Annotated in this window: 22 protein-coding genes and 1 pseudogene; 16 read left to right on the plus strand and 7 right to left on the minus strand. The window is 70.4% G+C overall.

Annotated features, from left to right (window positions below):
* Positions 1-221 precede the first annotated feature (221 nt).
* A complete protein-coding gene (locus tag ACFCV8_RS01540; protein WP_376683207.1) occupies positions 222-1,178 on the minus strand; it encodes an aldo/keto reductase in 957 nt (318 codons plus the stop codon).
* Between the two features lie 187 nt (positions 1,179-1,365).
* Between ACFCV8_RS01540 and ACFCV8_RS01545 the strand changes: the two genes are divergently transcribed.
* The 5 genes and pseudogenes from ACFCV8_RS01545 to ACFCV8_RS01565 all read left to right on the plus strand — a co-directional run bounded on the left by ACFCV8_RS01545 (position 1,366) and on the right by ACFCV8_RS01565 (position 5,079).
* Positions 1,366-2,946: an MFS transporter gene (locus ACFCV8_RS01545; RefSeq protein ID WP_376683208.1), complete on the plus strand. Its 1,581-nt coding sequence runs from the start codon at positions 1,366-1,368 to the stop codon at positions 2,944-2,946.
* Positions 2,943-3,374: a hotdog fold thioesterase gene (locus ACFCV8_RS01550; protein WP_376683209.1), complete on the plus strand. Its 432-nt coding sequence runs from the start codon at positions 2,943-2,945 to the stop codon at positions 3,372-3,374. Before ACFCV8_RS01545 ends, ACFCV8_RS01550 begins: the two co-directional genes overlap by 4 nt.
* A 92-nt stretch (positions 3,375-3,466) precedes the next feature.
* Positions 3,467-3,916 (plus strand): MarR family winged helix-turn-helix transcriptional regulator, encoded by a 450-nt coding sequence (locus tag ACFCV8_RS01555; protein ID WP_376683210.1) that lies wholly within the window; start codon positions 3,467-3,469, stop codon positions 3,914-3,916.
* Between the two features lie 305 nt (positions 3,917-4,221).
* Positions 4,222-4,419: pseudogene (locus ACFCV8_RS01560) on the plus strand (winged helix-turn-helix domain-containing protein); the annotation flags it as partial.
* A 66-nt stretch (positions 4,420-4,485) separates the two neighbouring features.
* On the plus strand, positions 4,486-5,079 hold the full coding sequence (locus tag ACFCV8_RS01565; RefSeq protein ID WP_376683278.1) for an AfsR/SARP family transcriptional regulator: 594 nt from the start codon (positions 4,486-4,488) through the stop codon (positions 5,077-5,079).
* 86 nt (positions 5,080-5,165) lie between these two features.
* Here the strand turns inward: ACFCV8_RS01565 and ACFCV8_RS01570 are convergent, their stop codons facing one another.
* From ACFCV8_RS01570 to ACFCV8_RS01580, 3 genes are all read right to left on the minus strand, one after another.
* Positions 5,166-6,209 (minus strand): 3-oxoacyl-[acyl-carrier-protein] synthase III C-terminal domain-containing protein, encoded by a 1,044-nt coding sequence (locus ACFCV8_RS01570; protein ID WP_376683211.1) that lies wholly within the window; start codon positions 6,207-6,209, stop codon positions 5,166-5,168.
* Positions 6,209-6,745, minus strand: a complete 537-nt coding sequence (locus tag ACFCV8_RS01575) for a cupin domain-containing protein (protein ID WP_376683212.1) — start codon at positions 6,743-6,745, stop codon at positions 6,209-6,211. The genes ACFCV8_RS01570 and ACFCV8_RS01575 overlap by 1 nt, the downstream gene beginning before the upstream one ends.
* A gap of 214 nt (positions 6,746-6,959) precedes the next feature.
* On the minus strand, positions 6,960-7,835 hold the full coding sequence (locus ACFCV8_RS01580) for a helix-turn-helix transcriptional regulator (RefSeq protein WP_376683213.1): 876 nt from the start codon (positions 7,833-7,835) through the stop codon (positions 6,960-6,962).
* Positions 7,836-7,892: 57 nt separating this feature from the next.
* On the opposite strand from ACFCV8_RS01580, the gene ACFCV8_RS01585 reads away from it, so the two are divergent.
* From ACFCV8_RS01585 to ACFCV8_RS01595, 3 genes are all read left to right on the plus strand, one after another.
* Positions 7,893-9,362, plus strand: a complete 1,470-nt coding sequence (locus ACFCV8_RS01585) for an MFS transporter (protein ID WP_376683214.1) — start codon at positions 7,893-7,895, stop codon at positions 9,360-9,362.
* Between the two features lie 22 nt (positions 9,363-9,384).
* Entirely contained in the window at positions 9,385-10,419 is a 1,035-nt protein-coding gene (locus tag ACFCV8_RS01590) for an aldo/keto reductase (protein WP_376683215.1), read from the plus strand.
* A gap of 265 nt (positions 10,420-10,684) precedes the next feature.
* Positions 10,685-10,885, plus strand: coding sequence for a hypothetical protein (locus ACFCV8_RS01595; protein ID WP_376683216.1), 201 nt, complete (start codon positions 10,685-10,687; stop codon positions 10,883-10,885).
* A gap of 45 nt (positions 10,886-10,930) precedes the next feature.
* Here the strand turns inward: ACFCV8_RS01595 and ACFCV8_RS01600 are convergent, their stop codons facing one another.
* On the minus strand, positions 10,931-11,635 hold the full coding sequence (locus ACFCV8_RS01600) for a DUF5324 family protein (RefSeq protein WP_376683217.1): 705 nt from the start codon (positions 11,633-11,635) through the stop codon (positions 10,931-10,933).
* A 334-nt stretch (positions 11,636-11,969) separates the two neighbouring features.
* Here ACFCV8_RS01600 and ACFCV8_RS01605 point away from each other — a divergent pair, with 334 nt between their 5' ends.
* Together ACFCV8_RS01605 and ACFCV8_RS01610 are read left to right on the plus strand one after the other, a co-directional pair.
* Positions 11,970-12,497, plus strand: coding sequence for a peptidylprolyl isomerase (locus ACFCV8_RS01605; RefSeq protein WP_376683218.1), 528 nt, complete (start codon positions 11,970-11,972; stop codon positions 12,495-12,497).
* 174 nt (positions 12,498-12,671) lie between these two features.
* Positions 12,672-13,574 (plus strand): rhomboid family intramembrane serine protease, encoded by a 903-nt coding sequence (locus ACFCV8_RS01610; protein WP_376683279.1) that lies wholly within the window; start codon positions 12,672-12,674, stop codon positions 13,572-13,574.
* Positions 13,575-13,933: 359 nt separating this feature from the next.
* Here the strand turns inward: ACFCV8_RS01610 and crgA are convergent, their stop codons facing one another.
* Positions 13,934-14,188 (minus strand): cell division protein CrgA, encoded by a 255-nt coding sequence (crgA, locus tag ACFCV8_RS01615; protein ID WP_093548084.1) that lies wholly within the window; start codon positions 14,186-14,188, stop codon positions 13,934-13,936.
* Between the two features lie 141 nt (positions 14,189-14,329).
* On the opposite strand from crgA, the gene ACFCV8_RS01620 reads away from it, so the two are divergent.
* Genes ACFCV8_RS01620 through ACFCV8_RS01645 form a run of 6 tightly spaced genes read left to right on the plus strand, consistent with a single transcriptional unit; the run spans position 14,330 to position 18,859 of the window.
* Positions 14,330-15,100, plus strand: coding sequence for a DUF881 domain-containing protein (locus ACFCV8_RS01620; RefSeq protein WP_376683219.1), 771 nt, complete (start codon positions 14,330-14,332; stop codon positions 15,098-15,100).
* Between the two features lie 25 nt (positions 15,101-15,125).
* Entirely contained in the window at positions 15,126-15,830 is a 705-nt protein-coding gene (locus tag ACFCV8_RS01625) for a class E sortase (RefSeq protein ID WP_376683220.1), read from the plus strand.
* Between the two features lie 55 nt (positions 15,831-15,885).
* A complete protein-coding gene (locus ACFCV8_RS01630; protein ID WP_376683221.1) occupies positions 15,886-16,068 on the plus strand; it encodes a hypothetical protein in 183 nt (60 codons plus the stop codon).
* Positions 16,065-16,703: an aminodeoxychorismate/anthranilate synthase component II gene (locus ACFCV8_RS01635; RefSeq protein WP_376683222.1), complete on the plus strand. Its 639-nt coding sequence runs from the start codon at positions 16,065-16,067 to the stop codon at positions 16,701-16,703. The genes ACFCV8_RS01630 and ACFCV8_RS01635 overlap by 4 nt, the downstream gene beginning before the upstream one ends.
* Positions 16,700-18,097 carry a class E sortase gene (locus tag ACFCV8_RS01640; protein WP_376683223.1) on the plus strand — a complete coding sequence of 466 codons (1,398 nt, stop codon included), beginning with the start codon at positions 16,700-16,702 and terminating at the stop codon, positions 18,095-18,097. Before ACFCV8_RS01635 ends, ACFCV8_RS01640 begins: the two co-directional genes overlap by 4 nt.
* A 27-nt stretch (positions 18,098-18,124) precedes the next feature.
* On the plus strand, positions 18,125-18,859 hold the full coding sequence (locus tag ACFCV8_RS01645) for a class E sortase (RefSeq protein ID WP_376683224.1): 735 nt from the start codon (positions 18,125-18,127) through the stop codon (positions 18,857-18,859).
* A gap of 82 nt (positions 18,860-18,941) precedes the next feature.
* Here ACFCV8_RS01645 and pknB read toward each other — a convergent pair whose 3' ends face one another.
* Positions 18,942-20,912 carry a Stk1 family PASTA domain-containing Ser/Thr kinase gene (pknB, locus tag ACFCV8_RS01650; RefSeq protein WP_376683225.1) on the minus strand — a complete coding sequence of 657 codons (1,971 nt, stop codon included), beginning with the start codon at positions 20,910-20,912 and terminating at the stop codon, positions 18,942-18,944.
* Between the last annotated feature and the right edge of the window lie 109 nt (positions 20,913-21,021).

The following is a 21,021-nucleotide window of genomic DNA, read 5'->3' on the forward strand; positions in this document are numbered from 1 at the left end:
GTGCCGAACATCACCCGGTCCAGGCGTTCCAGCGGCAGGACGGTGGGCAGCGGCCGTGGGCGCGGCGCCGGGAGCGCCGCGGGGGCGGCCGCCCGCGGCGCGGCCGCCGCGGCGGGGGGGCCGGCGGCCGGCCCCGCGCCGCCAGCCGGTATGACCCCGGGAGAGCGCGCGAAGGGGCGCCGCGAGCGGGGCGCCCCTTCGGTGTCGCCCCGCGGACGGGCTCAGCGCGCGCCGACCGCCTCCGGCAGTTCGGCCAGTTCGGCCAGCACCTCGGCCGGGAGGGTCAGGGAGCCGGCCTCCACGTTGTCCTCCAGGTAGCGACGGGTCTTGGTGCCGGGGATGACGCCCACGTGCCCGCCCTGGGCCAGCACCCAGGCGATCGCCACCTGCGCGACGGTCGCGCCGATGCCGTCGGCCAGGTCCCGTACCCGGTCGACGATGGCCTGGTTGGCGCTGATGGCCTCGGGCCGGAACCGCGGGATCCGGTGCCGCCCGTCCACCTCGGGCAGGTCCTGCGGGCTGGTGATCAGGCCGGACAGGAAGCCCCGGCCGAGCGGAGCGAACGCGATGAACGCGATGCCCTCACGGCCGCAGTACTCCACCACACCGTCCTTCAGGGCCTCCCGGCTCCACAGCGACAGCTCGCTCTGCACCGATGAGACCGGGTGAACCGCGTGCGCCCGGCCGATCTCCTCCACCGACGCCTCGGAGAGCCCGATCGCGCCGAGCTTGCCCTCCTTCACCAGCTCCGTGAGCGCGCCCCAGCTCTCCTCGACCGGTACCTCGGGGTCGATGCGGTGCAGCTGGTAGAGGTCGATGTGGTCCACACCGAGCCGCTGGAGGCTCGCGTCGACGGCGGCGCGCAGATACTCGGGCCGGCCGTCCCGGTGGCTCCTGTAGGTGGCCGGGTCATCGACGACGAGCCCGCCCTTGGTGGCGAGCAGGGCCTTGTCGCGGTAGCCCCGCAGCGCCTTGCCGACCAGCAGTTCGTTGGTGAACGGGCCGTACTGGTCGGCCGTGTCGATCAGGTCGGCGCCGAGGTCGATGGCGTGCCGTACGACCGCGATGGACTCGCTCTCGTCCCGGCCCAGTTCGTCGTACCCCCACGACATGCCCATGCAGCCGAGGCCGACAGCACCGAAGGTCCGCTCCGTGCCGCCCAGTTGGATCCTGCGCATGTTCGTGCGCACCGCCTCTCCCGTTGTGCCCGCGGAGTCCTGTCCGCCGGATTCGTCTGACAGTCCCTCGTCTTCATGCAGAACTCTGCCATACGACATTGACATCTCCTATGCTCAGCCTCCTACTCTATGGCAGAGGTCTTACACATGCCTGCCAACGAATAGAACAGAACAGGGGTGATTCTCCGTGTCCACCGGCAACCCGCGGGCGACGCTCGCCGCGGCGTGCGTCGTCGGCCCGCTGATGACCTTGGTGGTGACCGGCCCGTCCGTGGCCGTTCCCGACATCGGCGCCGACCTGCACAGCTCCCTCGCCGCTGCCCAGTGGGTGGTCGACGGCTACATGCTGACCGCGTCCAGCAGCCTCGCGGCGATGGGTTCTCTCGCCGACCGTGTGGGCCACCGCAGGATGTTCACCTGGGGCATGGCCTTCTTCGCGTTCTGGATGGCGGTCTCCGGTCTCTCCAACAGCATCCTGCTGCTCGACGTCTCGCGCGCCATCTCCGGTTTCGGCAGTGGCGCGGCGCTCGCCTCCATCACCGCGATCGTGGCCCAGGCGTTCGACGGCCCCGCCCGGGCGAAGGCGTTCGGACTGTTCGGCACCTTCCTGGGCGCGGGCCTCGCGTTCGGTCCGATGTTCGGCGGCGTCCTGGTCAACCTGTGGGGCTGGCGCTCGGTCTTCCTCGTGCTCGCCGGGGTCGCCGCGCTCGTCCTGCTGAGCACGCCGCTGCTGCCCCGTGCGGAACCGGCCCGCGGACCCCGCTTCGACTGGGCCGGCACCTTCGCCTTCGGCTTCGGCATCGCGCTGTTCGTCCTCGCCCTGGTGGAGGGGCCGGGCCGCGGCTGGACCGCCCCGATCGTGCTTGCCTCGGCCGTCGGCTGCCTGGTCCTGCTCCTGGTCTTCGTGGCCGTGGAGCGCCGCGCCGTGCATCCGATGTTCGACCTGGGACTCTTCGCCCGCCCGCAGTTCCTCGCCGTCTGCCTGGTGCCGCTCGTGCTGGCGTTCAGCTTCGTCGCGCTCGTCATCGTGCTGCCGCCGTACCTGACCTCCACGAGCGGCCTGTCGGCCGTCCGGATCGGCCTGGCCCTGCTGCTGCTGACCGGCCCGTCGCTGGTGATGCCCGCCATCACGGGTGTGGTCGCGCAGAAGGTCTCCCAGCGCGCCCTGTTCGTCGTACTGCTCGCCTTCTCCGCCGTCGGCGCCGCCTGGCTGACCATGGTGGAGCCGGGGGCCTCGATCGGCGCGCTGGCCGGCCCGCTGCTCTTCCTGGGCATCGGCTACGGCATCTCGCTGGGCATCCTGGACGGCGCGGCCGTCTCGGCCGTCGAGCCGGAGCGGATGGGTATGGCCGCGGGCATGTTCAACACGGTGCGGCTCACCTCCGACGCGGTCTCCATGGCCGGTCTGGGCGCTCTCGTCACGGCGTTCACCAAGAGCGCCCTCGACAGCGACGCGGCCTCCGCCTTCCGGGGTGGTGCCGACGCGCTGACCTCGCGTGCCCTCCAGGGCGGTCTGACAGAGGCCGCCGAGACGCTGCCCGCGGGCGAGGTCCGGGACCGGTCGGTGGCCGCGATGGTCGACGCCTACGCTGCCGGTCTGCACACCACCATGTGGATCGTCGCGGCGGGCTGCGTGATCACCGCCGTGGTCGTGGCGAGCCTGCTGAAGGACGGCAAGCCCTCGGCCGACGGCGCCGTCGAAGCCGCCGGCGAGCCGGCCGCGGCCTCGCCCGAGCCCGTCCCCGCACTGCGAGGGGACGGGTCGTGACACAGACCGCTCTCGGACCCGTCGAGGTTCTGCCCCCCTACATCGGCGAACAGCTGGTGCAGCGGCTCGGCATCGAGATCGACGTGTGCGAGCCGGACCTCGTGACCGGCACCATGCCGGTCACGGGCAACCGCCAGCCGATCGGTCTGCTGCACGGCGGGGCCAACGCCGTGCTCGCCGAGACGCTCGGGTCGCTCGCGGCCTGGACGCACGCGGGAGCCGACCGGATCATCGTCGGCCAGGAACTGTCCTGCACACACCACGGCGCGGCGCGGTCGGGCCGGGTCGTCGGCGAGTGCCGGCCGCTGCACGTGGGCACGCACACCGCCACGTACGAGATCGTCATCCGCGACGAGAACGGCCGGCGCACCTGCACCGCCCGGCTGACCTGCGCGATCCCGCCGGTCAGGCGCCGGACGAGCCGGTGACCGGACGCACCGCGGGGAGAGACGACCGGCCGGTGCGGCGGCGGCAATGCACGACTACCGCTTCGTCCTCTGCTGTATGCAAGACTATTGATATGGCGAAGACGACGACGGAGACGGTCGCCGCAGGTCGACTCGGGCACACGATCAAGCGGGCCGAGCAGGCTCTGATCGGGCGCAAGACGGACGTGCTGCGGGAATTCGGCCTGACGGTGCCCCAATACTCGGTCCTCCTGCTGCTGTCGGTCTCGGACGGCATGTCCGCGGCCCAGCTCGCGCGCGAGTGCATGGTCACGCCGCAGACGATGGCGACGGTCCTGACCAATTTGGAGAAGGCCGACCTGGTGTTCCGTGAACCCTCGGAGCTGCACCAGAAGGTCGTGGTCAACCGGGCGACCCGGGCCGGCCGCGCCATCGCGAAGAAGGCCGACAAGGCGGCTCTGCGAGTCGAGGGCTCACTGGGTGCCGAGTTCACACCCGAGGAAAGGGCGCGGTTCGAGGAGTACCTGGAGCGGACGATCGCCGTCCTGGGGTCTCTCGGCTGACACCACCGGAGATATCCGGTAGGCGTGGAAAAACCATCTCGAATTCATTTCCTGGCGAAATTCGAGGTGGTTTTTCTCTTGCCATCCGGGAGATGGATTGCGAAGAGGCGTCCGGCCTGTAAATATTTCACCCGGCTGTGGATCGAAAACAGTTTTCTGCTTGACTTTTGCTATAATAATCTGGTCTCGTGGATCGCGCTCGTTGCATATACCTGCGCGGAAAACGAAGGGTTTGACCATTTCGCCGCAAGGTGGGATGGATGTACCAGCAAGGGGGAATGGTGCAGATTCATGTCCTGGGCCCGATGGCCGTTTTCGACGATAACTTGGAGCCGATCGTCCTGGCGCCCAAGCCGCGTCGTCTGCTTGCTCTGCTCGCTGTCAACGCCGACAGCGCGATATCGATCCATGCACTTGTGCAAGAGCTGTGGGGGAGTAGTCCCCCACGGACTGCCACCGCAACGATCCAGACGTATATCGGACAAGTTCGTCGAGTTATCGCAGAAGCCCTCAATAAGAGTGCCGCGGAAATCGCCGAAGAAATTCTCATTACCGAGGGTAGCAGCTATGTGCTGTCCACGCGCAAAGTCGCGCTGGACATAGCCGAGTACGAGATGCTGACCGCCGCGGGAAATGCAGCGGTCCAGCGCGGCGAATTCGTGGAAGGCTCCGATCTGCTCCACCGGGCCGTCTCGCTGTGGCGCGGCCCGGCACTCGTCAACGTGGAGGCGGGCGAACTGCTCAGCGCCCGGATCGTCCACCTGGACGAGTCCCGTCTGTGCACGCTGGAGCACCGGATCTATGCCGACCTCCAGCGCGGCGCGCACCACACCCTGGTTCCGGAGCTCACCGAGCTCGCCGCCCGCCACCCGCTCCACGAGAACTTCCACCGGCACCTGATGCTCGCGCTGTACCGCTGCGGCCGGCGGGCCGAGTCGCTCGCCACCATGCGGCGGCTGCGGGCCCGGCTGGTGGAGGAGCTGGGGCTGGAGCCCTCGCCGTTCCTGGTCCGGACGGAGCGGGACATCCTGCGCGGCGAGCCGTCGCTGGACACGCCCCGGCTCAGGTCGGCCGACCGGACCATCGTCGTACGACAGCCGGACCGCCGGGGCATGGGCAACGTGGTGCACGGCCCGGCGCCGGCGCTGCGCGCGACCGGCTGAGCCGGGCCGATGGTGCGAAGGGTCCGCGGGCACGGTGCCCGCGGACCCTTTCGTACGGGGACCGCGCGGATGCGCGTGGAGTCCGCTCAGGCCCCGCTGACCAGCAGGCATGACCAGGTGAATCCGGCGCCGGCGCTCACCACCAGCGCGTACTCACCGGGGCCCAGCATCCGCCGGGTCCACAGCTCCGCAAGGCTGGCCGCGGCGTCGCCGGCTCCCAGATGTCCGGTCTCGGCGCCGGGACGCAGCAGTTCCGCCCCGGTGAGCTCGGCCAGCGGCGGAGCGTAGGCCAGGTCGATCGTCCTGCGGCCGAGCCGCGGCGCCACCACGTAGCGCAGCGGCACATCGCCCGTGGCCGACCCGCCCACGTCTGCCAGGCATGTCTCCACCGCCTTCCGCAGCGACGCGGCGCTCGCCCCGGTGAATGCCTCCATGCCCTCCGCCCGGAGGAACGCCTTCTTGGTACGGCGGATGTCGACCCGCGGCCTGAGGGAGCGGGCGGCCGGGCCGAACGGGTCGTCGCCGCGGTGCATGCGCTCCAGCCGGGGCGCGGCGACCGTGGCGACGGAGTGCAGGATCAGATCGGCCGGCCGGCCGCCCTCCCGTCCCGGCAGATGATGCAGGACGAGGGCGGTGGCCCCGTCGCCGTACCCGATGCCGTAGTCCCCGCTCCAGCGGTCGAAGCCGGGCTCCGCGAAGGCGTCGGCGGTGGTGATCAGGGCATGGCCGAGGCCGGGCTCGACGAACAGCCGGGCGGCGGCGAGCTCCACGGCCGCCGCGCCGCCGTTGCACACCTGCTGGACGCCGAGGGGCACGGCGTTGTCGGCGCCGAGCCGGGCGGCGACGAAGTGCGCGGGGGACCACAGGTCGTGGCCCTGGTAGTGGATCCAGGCGTGCAGCAGGATGCCCACGGCGCCGGGGTCCACGCCGGCCGCGGAGAGGGCCTCGCGGCCGGCCTCGACCGCCATCTCGGGCGGTGCCAGGTCGGCCACCGGCAGTGCGGTGTAACCGAGTTCGTCGGCGGTCTCGGCGTCGACCAGCCGACGCGCGACCGCCTCCGCCACGCTCTGGCGGCCCGGGGGCAGCCGGAGCGAGGGGCCCGAGATGCCCAACGGAGTCGGAAGACGCATCACTTGGCCTCGGTGCTCGTGTTCTTCGACGTCGCCGGTCCGATGTCGCATCCCGGGTCCGGGGCGGCCGTGCTCGGCGCGGTGGCCGTGGTGGGGATGATGTCGACGACGTACAGCTCGACCGGCTCGGTGCCCCTGTTGACGCCCATGTGGACGGTGTTCGGGCCCACGGGCTCCACGAGCGATTCACCCGGTCCGTACTCCTTCACCGAGCAGTCCGAGCCGTCGATCCGGGTGAACGTACCGGAGTTGATGGCGGCGATCTCCTCGCCCACGTGGTAGTGCCAGCCCGTGGAGGCGCCGGGCTGCACGACCGCCTTGCGGTAGAGGACCTTGCGGTCGCCCTTCGCCTTGATCTCGAAGGGCGCCGAGGTGACGCCCTGGCTCAGCGTGACCGAGCTGACCGGGGGGACGTCGGACGTGACGTCGGCCCGGGCGGCGGCCTGGGGGGCGAATCCGGCGCCGAGCGCCACCGCGGCGACGGCGCCGGCGGTTACGAGCCTGCTCTTCTTGACCACGGGATGTCCTCTGCTCACGGGAACCGATCGCAGTCATATGTATCAGAGCATTGTCACTGAGATGAGGTCTGTCTTGACTTCCCGTACTGGCCTTGAGTCGGTCTTCAGTCGTTCTTTTGCGAGCCCTCCCGCCCATGGCTCCCACCAGCCCGGCGGCGGCCTGACGCGTCCTTGAGGCAGGCTTCGAAACAGGCCTCGGCACAGGCCTCGGCACAGGCCTGCCGCGGACCGCTCAGCCTGCCTCGACCAGCGAGATCCTGCCCTTCCGCTCGTCCCGCTCGAGCAGTTCCACGACCTTCTCGCGGGTTTCCGTGCCGGGACGCGCCGTGTGCAGCATCAGCCGGATCCCCGGACGGTCCGGGATCTCGAGCACGGAGTGGTCGAAGATCAGGAACCCCGCCCGAGGGTGGTCGATCGCCTTCACGCCCTGGTTCTTCGCCGCGAGCTCGTACCGCGACCACAGCTGCGCGAACTCCTCGCTCTCCTCCGTCAGCCGGCGCGAGATCGATGTGAACCGCGATTCCTCCGGGTAACGGGCGGCGTCCCTGCGGAACTCGGACACCAGGCCGGGAGCGACCTCCGCCCAGTACCGATGGCGCGCCTTGAACGCCGGGTTGGTGAAGAAGGACACCAGACAGTTGGTGTCCCGCTCGCCGAACCCGAAGACGAGACCGGCCGCACGGTTGAGCCCCACGATGTCCCAGCACCGGTCGATGACATACGCCGGACTCGGCATCCAGCCCTCCAGGAGGGCCGTCAACTGTGCCGTGTCCGCCGGGTCGTCCGCCGTGCGCTGCGGCGGGTTCATCCCCACCAGCCGGTACAGGTGGTCCCGTTCCACGGCGTCCAGCAGCAGCGTCCGGCTGATCGAATCCACGACCTGCTCCGACACCTTGATGTCCCGGCCCTGTTCGAGCCACGTGTACCAGGAGGTGCCGATACCGGCCAGCATCGCGACCTCCTCCCGGCGCAGCCCCGGCGTGCGCCGGCGTACGCCAGGAGGGAGTCCCACGTCCTCGGGCCCGAGCCGTTCCCGGCGCGTGCGCAGGAAGTGCTTGAGCTCCTCGCGTCGACGGGGCTCCCGTACTGCGTTGAGGCTGGTGGTCATGAACCCAGGATATGTTCGGGCTCCCCACAGTGCTGCGACATTTGCCAGCCTTCTGGCATGACTTCCGACTCCGCCACTCAGCCGAGCGGCAAAGTGCCGTTCACCACCCGCCAGTGGCTCATCATCGCCCTCCTGTGCGGCGCGCAGTTCATGCTCGCTCTCGACTTCTCCATCCTCAGCGTCGCGCTGCCCGCCCTCGGTGAGGACCTCGGCTTCGAACTGAGCGACCTGCAGTGGGTGATCACCGCGTTCGCTCTGCCGTCCGGCGGCCTGCTGCTGCTCTTCGGCCGGGCCGCCGACCTCTACGGCCGGCGCAACTGGTTCGTCGTCGGCATGGCCCTCTTCACGATCGCCTCGCTCGTCGGCGGCCTCGCTCCCACCCCCGGCGTCCTGCTCGCGGCCCGCGCCGCCCAGGGCGTCGCGGCCGCCATGCTCACCCCGGCGGCGATGTCCCTGCTCACCACCAGCTTCGCCGAGGGCTCGCAGCGCGACCGCGCGCTCGGCATCAACGGCGCCCTGCTGTCGCTCGGCTTTCTGTCCGGCGTGGTCCTCGGCGGAGTCATCACCGACCTCACCAGCTGGCGCGTGACGCTCTTCATCAGCGTCCCCGTCGGCGCCGTCGCCGCCATCGCCGCCCCGATCCTCATCAAGGAAAGCCGCAACGAGGAAACCCCGAAGCTGGACCTCCTCGGCGCCGTCACCGTCACCGGCGGCCTCCTTTCGGTGATCTTCGGCATCACCTCGGCCGAGCGCAACGGCTGGAGCTCCTCCACCACCCTGCTCTCCCTCGCCGCCGGAGTCGTGCTCCTCATCGCCTTTTTCGCCATCGAGTCGCGGGTCGCCGCGCCACTCGTCGACCTGAAGGTGCTGCGCCGCCGCACCGTCAGCTGGGGCAACACCACCGGCCTGATCACCTTCGCGATGATGACGGGCATGGTGTTCCTGCTGACGCTGTACATGCAGCAGGTGCGCGGGATGAGCCCGCTTGACGCAGGCTTCACCTTCGCCGCCCTCGGTATCGCGGCCGTCCTCGGCGGTGCCTTCGCCGCCCGGATCATCGGTGCGATCGGCGTCCACCGGGCCCTCGTCTACGGTCTGCTGCTGCAGGCCGCGAGCACGGCCGCGCTCTACTTCCTCGACACCGCCGGCGGCATGCCGTTGCTCCTCATCGCCACCGCGGCCGGCGGATTCGGCCACCTCCTCGCCGTCGTCGGCTACATGATCACCGCCACCTCGGGCCTGCCGGACCACGAGCAGGGCCTGGCCACCGGCCTCGCCTACACGGGCCAGCAGCTTGGCGTCACCATCGGCACCCCGGTCCTCGCCACCGTTGCCGCGGCCGGCATCGACTCCGCGGGCGGCAGCGGCCCCGCCGCCGTCCTCCACGGCGTACAGGGCGGTCTGCTGGTCGCCGCCGGTGCGCTGCTCCTCGCGGGCATCGCCGCCATCGCCTTCCTGCGCCCCGGCCGGACCGGGACGGCCGAGGCTCCGGCGGCCGCCGTTCAGGTGCCCGTCGAGGCGCACTGAGAGACCGAGGAGAACGATTCGTATGCGTATGCGCTACCTGGGCCGCACCGGCCTCCAGGTCTCCGAGATCTGCCTCGGCACCATGACGTTCGGCGGCCGTCACGGCTTCCAGCACATGGGCCGGCTCAATACCGTCGAGGCCCGGCGGCTCGTCCACACGAGCATGGACGCGGGCGTCAACTTCTTCGACACCGCCGACATGTACTCCGCCGGACAGTCCGAGGAAGTCCTCGGCGCCACCCTGGGCGCCCGCCGCGACGACGTGATCATCGCGACGAAGGTGCGCTGGCAGATGCCCGACGGCAGCGGGTCTCCCAACGACCGCGGCCTGTCCCGGCACCACATCGTGCGCTCGGTGGAGGCCAGTCTGCGCCGGCTGGGCACCGACTACATCGACCTCTACCAGACGCACGGCTGGGACGGCCGCACCCCGTGGGAGGAGACCCTGCGGGCCCTGGACGACCTCGTCCGGGCGGGCAAGGTCCGCTACACCGGTGCGTCCAACCTGACGTCGTGGCAGCTCACCCGCGCCCTCGCCACCAGCGAGCGGACCGGATTCGAGCGGTTCGCCTCGCACCAGATCCAGTACAACCTGGCCGCCCGCGAGGTCGAGTGGGAACTGCTGCCCATGGCCGAGGCCGAGGGCGTGGGCGTCATGGTGTGGAGCCCGCTCGCCGGTGGTCTGCTCAGCGGCCACCAGGAGCGGGGCGCCACGCCGCCCCCGGGCACGCGACGGGCAGTCGGCTGGTTCGAGCCCGTCGACCCCGAGCGGACTTTCGACACCATCGACGTGCTGCGCAGGATCGCGCAGGAGCGGGAGGTGAGCCCGGCCCAGGTGGCGCTGCGCTGGGCGCTGGAAGGGAAGGGCGTCACCTCCGTGGTCATCGGCGCCCGCAACGAACGTCAGCTCACCGACAACCTGGCCGCGACGACCTGGTCGCTGACCCCCGAGGAGCACGCCGCCCTCGACAAGGTCAGTGCCCCGCCGCTGCCCTACCCGTACTGGCACCAGGACTACTGCGACGCGGACCGTGTCCGGGAGTCGGACGAGGCCTGAGGCGGCGGGCCGAAGCGCCGCGGGTCCACGGGTGAATTCCTGGGCGCCGCAGCACGTCGATCAGTGACGTGTGGTGGCGGGAGGCGGGGTTCCCCGGCCGGGCCTCCCGCCCTCTGCGGGCGCCGGGAGTACCCGACTCGAGAGGCTGGAAGGCGCCGGCGGGAACAGCGGGTTTCACCGCCGCGACTGCTCTCCTTCCCGTGCCGGTGTGCCGGCACGGGAACCCGGCCGAGGCGGACGGTGCCCCGCGCGTCTCCTCGGGCGGATGAACGCCTCGATACGTTTCGTCGTCCGGAGCGGAATGCCGCTCGCGTCACTGCTCGCGAGCCGGCTCGGGTCGGCGATCGGCGTGGTGCCGACGCTGTGGATCGGGGTGGTCGGCAGCGTCGCGACGGTGCCGCCGGTCCTCACCGTCGACCGCGTCCTGGCGGAGTCCGGCAGCACCCCGCACCTCGAACGCCCCTGACCGGTTACCAGCTGACCGGCCGAGCGGCGACGCGTGGCGCCGTGTTCAGCGCCCGCCGTCCGGACCCTCCGATCCGTCCGTCCCGTCGGCCCCCTCGGCCGTTCCCGGGCCGGGCTCGGCCGGTCCGCTGCCGTCGACCGAGGTCAGCGGCGTACGGTCGGAGACCTCCGTGGCGGCGGGCGGCTCGACCAGCCAGTCGGGGTTGGACTGCCGGTCCCACCAGCGCCAGAGGGCGTAGGCGCCGCCCGCCACGAGGCCGGCCACGAGGAAGCACCGGCCCAGCCGCCCGGCCTTCGCCCGGCACGCGTGCCTCCTGTCCAGCCGCCGGATCTCGTCCGCGGTGACCTGCCCGCGCAGGGCGGCCAGCGCGGCGGCACCGCGCGCCGAGGCCTCCTCGGCCATCGGCTGGGCCGCGGCCATCGCCTGCTCGACCCGCGGCACCGTGTACTCCGCGGCGGACCGGGCCGCCAGGCGGGTACGGTGCGCGGCGCGGCGCCCGGCCTCGTCGATCCGGGGCGGCACATGGGCGAGGGCCAGCTCGAGGCGCGGCGCCAGATGGGAGTCGTACTGGTCACGGGCCTGCTGGGCCGCCTTGGACACCTTCGGCGCCAGCCGCGCGCGGGCCTCGCACGCGAGGTGCGCGGCCTGCTCCCTGGCCGTGTCGGCGTAAGGCGCCACCACGTCCGCGGCGTGCTGAACGCTCTCCTTCGCCGAGTCGGTTGCGGCGCGCACGCTGTCGATGCGGGTCACGGGATCCTCCTCCTTGGTGGCGGGTGGATACTCCGCCTTTCCACCCATTTCGAGATCATGCCCGCCGGATTCCCGTCCGGCATGCGGGGCGGGCATCCGGGGTACCCGGGGCACCCCGTGCGGTGGGTGCTTTCGCACGACAATGCCACGCTTCGTACCGCAATGCGGCAGGAAGGTGAGCGCCACGCATCCATGGGCGGCGATCGGCCGCCGGGGCGCGCGGTCCGTGCGAGGATCGATGGAGCGTCACTGACGATGGACAATCGGTGAGCGGCCTCCGGCGACCCGATGTCCCGGCGGGCCGATGTCACGCAAGACTCACGGAAGGCAGATCGTGGCTGAGCAGCTTTACGCCACCCTGAAGACCAACCAGGGCGACATCGAGATCCGGCTCCTGCCGAACCATGCGCCCAAGACCGTCAAGAACTTCGTCGAGCTCGCCCAGGGCGAGCGGGAGTGGGTGGACCCCAACACCGGCCAGAAGACGACGGCCCGGCTGTACGACGGGACCATCTTCCACCGCGTCATCAGCGGTTTCATGCTCCAGGGCGGCGACCCGCTCGGCAATGGCACCGGCGGCCCGGGATACAAGTTCGCCGACGAGTTCCACCCCGACCTCGCCTTCACCAAGCCGTACCTGCTGGCCATGGCCAACGCGGGTCCGGGCACCAACGGCTCGCAGTTCTTCGTGACCGTGGCGCCGACCGCCTGGCTGACCGGCAAGCACACCATCTTCGGCGAGGTCAGCAACGAGGCCAGCAAGAAGGTCGTGGACGCGATCGCCGAGACCCAGACCAACCCGCGCACCGACCGTCCGGTGCAGGACGTCGTGATCGAGTCGGTCGCCATCGGGACCCGATGATCACCCAAGGTCGCCGTCCGGTCACGGATTGATCATCGGTCCGGGAACCAACCGCCCTGTTCGTCCGTATTCATACAGAGCGGATGGGCGGGGCGGCATGGTGTGCGCCGCGCCTGTCGCGGCGCCGTGTGCGCCATGACCAGGACTGGAAGGGACCGGGAAGCGATGGGACCGATGGACCAGCAGCAGCCGCCGAGCGGCGGCGAGCCGCCCGCGGTGGACGGCTCGCTCGGCTGCTACCGCCACCCCGGCCGTGAGGCGAACGTCCGGTGCACCCGCTGCGAGCGTCCGATCTGCCCCGAGTGCATGGTCGACGCCGCGGTCGGCTTCCAGTGCCCCGACTGCGTCCGCCAGGGATCGGGTACGGGACACGGCTCCTCCGCCGCCGCGCCGCGTACGATCGCGGGCGGCGCCCTCGCCGCCGATCCCCGCCTGGTCACCAAGATCCTGCTCGGCATCAACATCGCCGTGTATCTGGCGGTGCTGGCCCAGGGCATCGAGCTGGTCGCCCGGCTGTGTCTGTTCGGCCGCCACGAGATCTACTACGGCGGTCCGCTCGAAGGTGTCGCGGAGGGCCAGTGGTACCGGCTGGTGACGTCGATGTTCCTGCACCAGGAGGTGTGGCACATCGCGTTCAACATGCTGGGACTGTGGTGGCTCGGCGGCCCGCTGGAAGCGGCGCTCGGCCGCGCCCGCTATCTCACGCTGTACATGCTCTCCGGCCTGGCCGGCAGTGCTCTCACCTACTGGCTCGCTCCGCCCGGTCAGAGCTCACTCGGTGCCTCCGGGGCGATCTTCGGCCTGCTGGGCGCCACCATCGTGCTGATGCGCCGGCTCAACTACGACATGCGCCCGGTTCTCGTGCTGCTCGCGGTGAACCTGGTCATCACCTTCAACCCCTGGGGCGGAATCGCCTGGCAGGCCCATGTCGGCGGTCTGATCGCGGGCACGGTGATCGCCGCAGGCATGGTGTACGCCCCCCGGGAGCGGCGCGCCCTGGTGCAGTACGGCACCTGCGCCCTGGTCCTGGCGGCTGTGGTTCTCGTCGTCGTCGGCAGAACGGCCGCGCTGACCTGAGCGGGGCCCGTCCACCCGCGGTGGCCGGTCCGGGCCTCAGCGGCCGGTCTTTCGGACCTGAGCAGTCGTTCCGGGGCTGAGCGGCCGGTCCTTCGGGCCTGAGCGTCCCGTTCACCGCTGTCGCCGCCGTACTTGTCCACAGCGTGTGCCGGATCTTGTGCATGTGGTGGGGAACAACTGTGCCCCTTGTCGCTGAGCTGGGTTTCTCCAGCCAGGACAAGGGGCGTGCCGACCCTCGACGAGGGAGGCTGCAGTCACATCGGCGTCAACCCTCAGGGGGTTATCCACAGATCGTCTGACCTTTTCCCCCACCTGTGGATAACGATGTGGACAACGTCGGGGTAACGGGGCCGAGGGCGCTACTTCCACTGCGTGGAGACGCCGAAGCCACCGGCGATGAAGCCGAAGCCGACCACGATGTTCCAGTTCCCCAGGTCCTTGATCGGCAGATCGCCGTCGGTCACGTAGAAGACGACGATCCAGGCCAGCCCGATGAGGAAGAGCGCCAGCATCACCGGCGCCACCCAGCTGCGGCTGGTCAGCTTTATGTTGGTTGCCTGCTTCGCCGGGGGCGGCGTGAAGTCGGCCTTCTTGCGGATACGTGACTTCGGCACGAGGAACTCTCCTGTCGATGCGCTGCGTGACCGCGCAGGGAACTGTGTCGGGCGCCTGGGTGGGGCTCAAGGGGGAATACTGCCTCGCCCGGGCGTCCGTTAGCGTAGTGCTTCCCTGGTGCCTAAGGAGATAAGGGTACGTTGAGCAATTCTGCCGACTCCCGTCAAGGCCCGGTCCGGCGCACGCTCCGGCACCCGGCCCGGGTGCTCACCGCTGCCGTCTTCGCCCTTGCCGGACTGATCTTCGTCACCAGCGCCAACACGGCCAAGGGCACCAATATCCGTACCGACTCCTCGCTGCTGAAGCTCTCCGACCTCATCCAGCAGCGCAGCAACAAGAACGCCCAGCTGGACGAGACCAACGCGGTCGTGCGCGACGACATCGACACCCTGGTCCGGCAGGACGACGGCAGCACCAAGGCCGAGGCCGCCCGGCTGGGCGAGCTGGAGCGGGCCGCCGGCACCAGGAAGCTCACCGGCCGCTCGGTGTCCGTCACGCTGAACGACGCCCCGCCCAACGCCACCGCCAACCCCGGCTACCCCGAGCCGCAGCCCAACGACCTGGTCATCCACCAGCAGGACCTGCAAGCCGTGGTCAACGCCCTCTGGCAGGGCGGTGCCAAGGGCATCCAGGTCATGGACCAGCGGCTGATCTCCACCAGCGCGGTCCGCTGCGTCGGCAACACCCTGATCCTTCAGGGCCGGGTCTACTCACCCCCGTACAAGATCACCGCGGTCGGCGATCCGGGACGGCTCAAGCAGGCGCTCAACGGCTCCCCGGCGATCAGCAACTACCTGCTGTACGTGAAGGCCTACGGGCTCGGCTGGAAAGTCGACGAGCACGAGGCGGTGACTCTTCCCGGCTACTCGGGCACAGTGGACCTCCATTACGCGGAGCCCGTGAAGCAGTAGCCAGCGGCTGTGGGGAGGCCGGCAGGTGTCGGTGCGACTGGTTGTCAGGACGCTCAGCGAACTCTGCCTCACCGTCGGCGCCTTGATCGTGCTCTTCGTGGTGTACGTGCTGTTCTGGACGGGTGTGCGGGCGGCCGACGCGACCGAGGGGCAGATCGCGTCCCTGCGCGACCGGTGGGCGCAGGGAACGGCCTCCGCACCGGCGCCCGCCCCTTCGTCCGGCCCGGCCGCGCCGAAGCGGCCCGCCGCGCCCCCGTACCGGGACGGCAAGCCGTTCGCGATGATGTACATCCCCCGCTTCGGCAAGGGCTGGGAGTGGCCGGTCCTGGAGAACACCGAGGTCAGAACCCTGCAGAAGGGCCTCGGCCACTACGCGGCCACGGCCCGCCTCGGCGAGAGCGGCAATTTCGCGGTGGCCGGTCACCGGCGCACCTACGGGGACCCGTTCAAGGACTTCCCGAAGCTGCGGACGGGCGACGCGGTGCTGCTGACGGACGGGACGACGTGGTTCACGTACCGCATCGGCCGTACGCCGTACCGGACGGTGCCGAGCGACATCGGGGTCATCGACCCCGTCCCCCGGAAGTCCGGCTTCGACGGGCCAGGCCGCTATCTGACGCTCACCACCTGCGACCCCGAGTGGGGCAGCAGCCACCGGCTGATCGCCTGGGCCCATCTCGACGCCACCCAGCCCGTGGCGAAAGGCAGGCCGGCAGCTTTCCACAGCTGACCCACGCCGATGCCGCGGCCCTTTAGTCTGGTCCCGTACCGAATGGAGGGACGACATGTACGGCTGGATCTGGCGGCATCTGCCGGGCAACTCATGGGTGCGTGCGCTCATCTCGCTGGTGCTGGTGCTGGCCGTCGTCTACGTGCTCTTCCAGTACGTATTCCCCTGGGCGGAGCCACTGCTTCCGTTCGGCGACGTGACGGTCGACGGCGCGACCGGGACGGGGGGCGGCCAGTGAGCGCCCGCATTCTCGTGGTGGACAACTACGACAGCTTCGTCTTCAACCTGGTCCAGTACCTCTACCAGCTCGGCGCCGAGTGCGAGGTGCTGCGCAACGACGAGGTGACCACGGCACACGCCCAGGACGGCTTCGACGGCGTCCTTCTGTCGCCCGGCCCCGGCACTCCGGAGGAGGCGGGGGTCTGCGTCGAGATGGTGCGCCACTGCGCGGCGACGGGCGTCCCGGTCTTCGGGGTCTGCCTGGGGATGCAGTCGATGGCGGTGGCCTACGGCGGCGTGGTGGACCGTGCCCCGGAGCTGCTGCACGGCAAGACCTCGCCGGTGACCCACGAGGGCGGAGGGGTCTTCGCGGGCCTGCCGTCCCCCTTCACCGCGACCCGCTACCACTCGCTCGCCGCCGAGCCGGACACCGTTCCGGCGGAGCTGGAAGTGACGGCGCGGACGGCCGACGGCATCATCATGGGGCTGCGCCACCGCGAACTGCCGGTCGAGGGAGTGCAGTTCCACCCGGAGTCCGTGTTGACCGAGCACGGCCATCTGATGCTGGCCAACTGGCTGGCGCAGTGCGGTGACACAGGGGCCGTCGCGCGGTCGGCGGGGCTCGCGCCGGTGGTGGGCAAGGCCGTCGCGTGACCGCACCCCGCCCCGAACCCGACGCCGGACAGGACGGCCCGTACGAGCAGGGAACGTACGGGACCGCGGGCGCGTTCGAGGCGGCGGTCGGCGGGCTGGCCGACCCGCTGACCGACCCGCTGCCGGGGCGGCACACCTCGCCGTGGTTCAGGGCGGACAGCGTCCCGGCCCAGCCCCGGGGGACGGGAGTGGCGCCGGGGACGGGCCAGCACAGGGCCCCGGAGCCGCGGCCAGAGGCCCCGTACGGGACGCAGGGCCCCGAGGAGACCCCGCAGGAGTGGTACGACCCCGAGGGCTTCGAACGGGACTGGTACGGGCGGCAGGCGCCCGCCCAGGACCCCGGGGCCCAGGCCACCGAAGTCATGCCCCCGGTCCGGCTCCCGGACGCCCGTGCCGCAGGCGTCGAGGCCTCGCAAGTCCAGGCCCCGCAAGTCCGGGCCGCGGATGCCGAGGCCCCGTACACCGGGGTCCCGGACGTCGGGGCCCTGTACGTCGGAGCCCCGGTCCCCGGTCCGGGCCCGGAATCGGACCTGGAGATTCCGCCTCCCGAGCCCGATCCCGATCCCGAGCCGCGTACCGGCGGCCGTGCCGAGCGCCGTCGCGCCGCCAAGGGACGGGGACGGCGCCGGTCCGAGCCGCACGCGGAGGCCCCGCCGCCCGCCGCGGCGCCCGGCCGCCCGATGTCGCGCGTCGAGGCCCGGCGCGCGGCGCGCGCGGCCAAGGACAGCCCCGCGGTGGTGGCCAGCCGGGTCACCGGCGAGCTGTTCATCACCTTCGGCGTGCTGATGCTGCTGTTCGTCACGTACCAGCTGTGGTGGACGAACATCCGCGCCAACCAGTACGCGGGCAAGGAGACCCACAAGATCCAGGACGACTGGGCGAAGGGCGACCGCACTCCGGGCGTCTTCGAGGCGGGCCAGGGCTTCGCCATCATCCACATACCCAAGCTGGACGTGGTCGCCCCGATCGCCGAGGGCATCAGCAAGGAGAAGGTCCTCGACCGCGGCATGGTCGGGCACTACGGCGAGGGCTCACTCCGCACCGCGATGCCCTCCGCCAAGCAGGGCAATTTCGCCCTGGCCGGTCACCGCAACACCCACGGCGAGCCGTTCCGCTACATCAACCGGCTGAGCCCCGGTGACCCGATCGTGGTCGAGACGCAGGATGCGTACTACACGTACGAGATGACGAGGACGCTGCCGCAGACGTCGCCGTCCAACGTCTCGGTGATCGATCCGGTCCCGCGGGGCTCCGGCTTCACCAAGCCGGGCCGGTACATCACGCTGACGACCTGTACACCGGAATTCACGAGTACGTACCGGTTGATCGTCTGGGGCAAGATGATCGACGAACGACCGCGCAGCAAGGGGAAGCCCGACGCGCTCGTGAGCTGAATCAACATCAGGACAGGAATGGGTGCGGTGACGGCTAGGACCGAGCATGACGAGCAGACCGACGAGTCGGCGCCCCCGCCGCCGTCCCGGAGCCGGGGCCGGCATCCCGTGGCGACCGCGGTCAGCGTCTTCGGCGAGCTGCTGATCACCGCCGGTCTGGTGCTGGGCCTCTTCGTCGTCTACTCCCTCTGGTGGACGAACGTCCTCGCCGACCGCGAGGCCACCAAGCAGGGTGACACCGTCCGCGACCGCTGGGCGGGCGGGCCGGGTGCCCTGGACACGAAGGACGGCATCGGCTTCCTGCACGTCCCGGCGATGAAGAACGGCGAGGTGCTGGTCAAGAAGGGCACCGACACCGAGAATCTCAACGACGGCATCGCCGGCTACTACACCGACCCGGTGAAGTCGGCCCTCCCGTGGGACGAGAAGGGCAACTTCACCCTGGCCGCCCACCGCGACGGGCACGGCGCCAAGTTCCACAACATCGACAAGCTGAGGACCGGGGACCCGGTCGTCTTCGAGACCCGGGACACCTGGTACGTCTACAAGGTCTTCAAGGAGCTTCCCGAGACGTCGAAGTACAACGTCGACGTCCTCCAGCCGGTGCCGGAGGGCTCGGGCGCCAAGAAGCCCGGCCGGTACATCACGCTCACGACCTGCACGCCGGTCTACACCTCGAAGTACCGCTACATCGTGTGGGGCGAGCTGGTGCGCACCGAGAAGGTGGACAAGGACCGCACGAAGCCGGCGGAGCTGCGCTGAGCACACCCCGCCCGCGTACGACGAAGGGCCCCGGTCACCAGAGGCGGTGACCGGGGCCCTTCGCGGTGGCGTGCCTACCGGCTCAGCGGCGTGAGCCGGACGGGCCGCCGAAGATGTTGCCGTCCCCGCCGCCCGGCATGGTGACGACGTTGACCGCGCTGTTCTTGTCGACCTGCTGGCCCGCCTCCGGCTGGAAGCCGATGACCTTCGCGTTGTCGTCGTTCGGTCCCTGCACCTGGCCGAGCTGGAGGCCCGCCCCGGCGAGCAGCGCCTTCGCTTCCGCGAGGGTCTTGCCGCGCAGATCCGGCACGGTGGCCTTCTCCGGCTGCTGCGGGCCCTTGGAGACCTTCAGCACGATCTGCACGTTCTTGGCCTGCTTGCCGAAGCCCGGGGTCTGCTCGACCACCGTGTTCGCCGGCTGCTCCGAGTCGACGTCGGCGCGCGAGATGTTGGTGAACCCGATGCCCCTGAGCTGTGCCTCGGCCGCCTCGTACGTACGGGTGCGGACGTCCGGGAGGTCCAGGGCGGCTTCCTTGGCGACGGTGATCGTCACCTCGGAGTTCTTCTCCGCCTTCGAGCTTCCCTCGGGGTTCTGGCTGATGACGGTGTCCGGACTCTTCTCGGACTCCTCCGTGACGACCTTGACCGTGAAGCCCTTGTCCTCCAGCGACTTCCGGGCGTCGTCCTGGGACTGGTTGGTCACGTCCGGGACTTCGATCTTGGGGGCGCCGGTGGAGACGGTGACCGTGACGGTTCCCTGCTTCTCCATCGAGGCGGCGACGTCGGGCGTCTGACTGCAGATCTTGCCCTTCGGCTGGTCCTCGCACGGTTCGCGCGCGCCGATCTTCATGACCACTTCGGCGTTGGCCGCGAGTCTCTCCGCCTTGTCGAGGGTCAGGCCGACCAGGTTCGGCGCGTCGACCTTGTTGTCCGTCTCGGAGCTGTTGAAGAGCTGCTGGCCGATCAGGACCGCGCCGATCAGCACCAGGACGCCCGCGACGATCAGCAGGATCGTCGAGGTGTTGCTCTTCTTCTGGCGGCGGCGGTCCGGGCGGTCGTCGTAGCTGCCGTCCTCCGGGTTGACCGGGGGCAGCATGGAGGTGGGGGCGCCGTTCTGGTCCGTGGCGCGCAGTGCGGTGGTCGGCTGTTCGTTGCCGTACGCGTCGTAGCCGCCGTAACCGGCGACGCCCATCGCCGCGGTGGCGGCGACCGGCTGGCCGTCGAGGCAGGCCTCGATGTCGGCCCGCATCTCGTCGGCCGACTGGTAGCGGTAGTCGGGGTCCTTGACCAGTGCCTTCATCACGATCGCGTCCATCTCGGGCGTGATCTCGGGATCGAAGGTGCTCGGCGGCTGCGCCTCTTCCCGCACGTGCTGGTAGGCGACCGCGACCGGGGAGTCCCCGATGAAGGGCGGCCGCACCGTCAGCAGCTCGTACAGCAGGCAGCCGGTCGAGTAGAGGTCGGAGCGCGCGTCGACCTGCTCGCCCTTGGCCTGCTCGGGGGAGAGGTACTGGGCGGTGCCGATGACGGCGGCGGTCTGGGTCATCGTCATTCCGGAGTCGCCCATGGCGCGGGCGATGCCGAAGTCCATGACCTTGACCTGGCCGGTGCGCGTCAGCATGACGTTCGCCGGCTTGATGTCGCGGTGGACGATCCCGGCGCGGTGCGAGTACTCCAGCGCCTGGAGGATGCCGACGGTCATCTCCAGAGTGCGCTCGGGCAGCAGCTTGCGGCCGGAGTGCAGGAGCTCCCTGAGGGTCGACCCGTCGACGTACTCCATCACGATGTACGGGATGGAGACGCCGTCGACGTAGTCCTCGCCGGTGTCGTAGACGGCGACGATCGCCGGGTGGTTGAGCGAGGCGGCGGACTGGGCCTCACGGCGGAACCGGGCCTGGAACGACGGATCGCGGGCCAGATCGGCCCGGAGCGTCTTCACGGCTACGGTGCGGCCGAGCCGGGTGTCGTGTGCGAGGTAGACCTCGGCCATGCCACCACGGCCGAGCACCGAGCCCAGCTCGTACCGGCCGCCGAGGCGACGCGGCTCTTCCATAACTGTTCCAGCCCTCTCCGTCAGTCCCGACCGCACCGGTGTGTGGTCCGGCGGTGTGCTGCTCGCGCATACGCTACCGGCCGCGCACTACCTGATCGGCCCGGAGTGC

Source organism: Streptomyces sp. NPDC056347, assembly GCF_042262625.1.
Taxonomy (GTDB): domain Bacteria; phylum Actinomycetota; class Actinomycetes; order Streptomycetales; family Streptomycetaceae; genus Streptomyces.

What these genes read in the sequence shown, in the direction of transcription:
- ACFCV8_RS01595 (WP_376683216.1), top strand. Translation starts at nt 10,685, where the DNA reads ATGAACGCCTCGATACGTTTCGTCGTCCGGAGCGGAATGCCGCTCGCG.
- ACFCV8_RS01540 (WP_376683207.1), bottom strand. Translation starts at nt 1,178, where the DNA reads ATGCGCAGGATCCAACTGGGCGGCACGGAGCGGACCTTCGGTGCTGTC.
- pknB (WP_376683225.1), bottom strand. Translation starts at nt 20,912, where the DNA reads ATGGAAGAGCCGCGTCGCCTCGGCGGCCGGTACGAGCTGGGCTCGGTG.
- ACFCV8_RS01570 (WP_376683211.1), bottom strand. Translation starts at nt 6,209, where the DNA reads ATGCGTCTTCCGACTCCGTTGGGCATCTCGGGCCCCTCGCTCCGGCTG.
- ACFCV8_RS01610 (WP_376683279.1), top strand. Translation starts at nt 12,672, where the DNA reads ATGGACCAGCAGCAGCCGCCGAGCGGCGGCGAGCCGCCCGCGGTGGAC.
- ACFCV8_RS01630 (WP_376683221.1), top strand. Translation starts at nt 15,886, where the DNA reads ATGTACGGCTGGATCTGGCGGCATCTGCCGGGCAACTCATGGGTGCGT.
- ACFCV8_RS01590 (WP_376683215.1), top strand. Translation starts at nt 9,385, where the DNA reads ATGCGTATGCGCTACCTGGGCCGCACCGGCCTCCAGGTCTCCGAGATC.
- ACFCV8_RS01585 (WP_376683214.1), top strand. Translation starts at nt 7,893, where the DNA reads ATGACTTCCGACTCCGCCACTCAGCCGAGCGGCAAAGTGCCGTTCACC.
- ACFCV8_RS01555 (WP_376683210.1), top strand. Translation starts at nt 3,467, where the DNA reads ATGGCGAAGACGACGACGGAGACGGTCGCCGCAGGTCGACTCGGGCAC.
- ACFCV8_RS01580 (WP_376683213.1), bottom strand. Translation starts at nt 7,835, where the DNA reads ATGACCACCAGCCTCAACGCAGTACGGGAGCCCCGTCGACGCGAGGAG.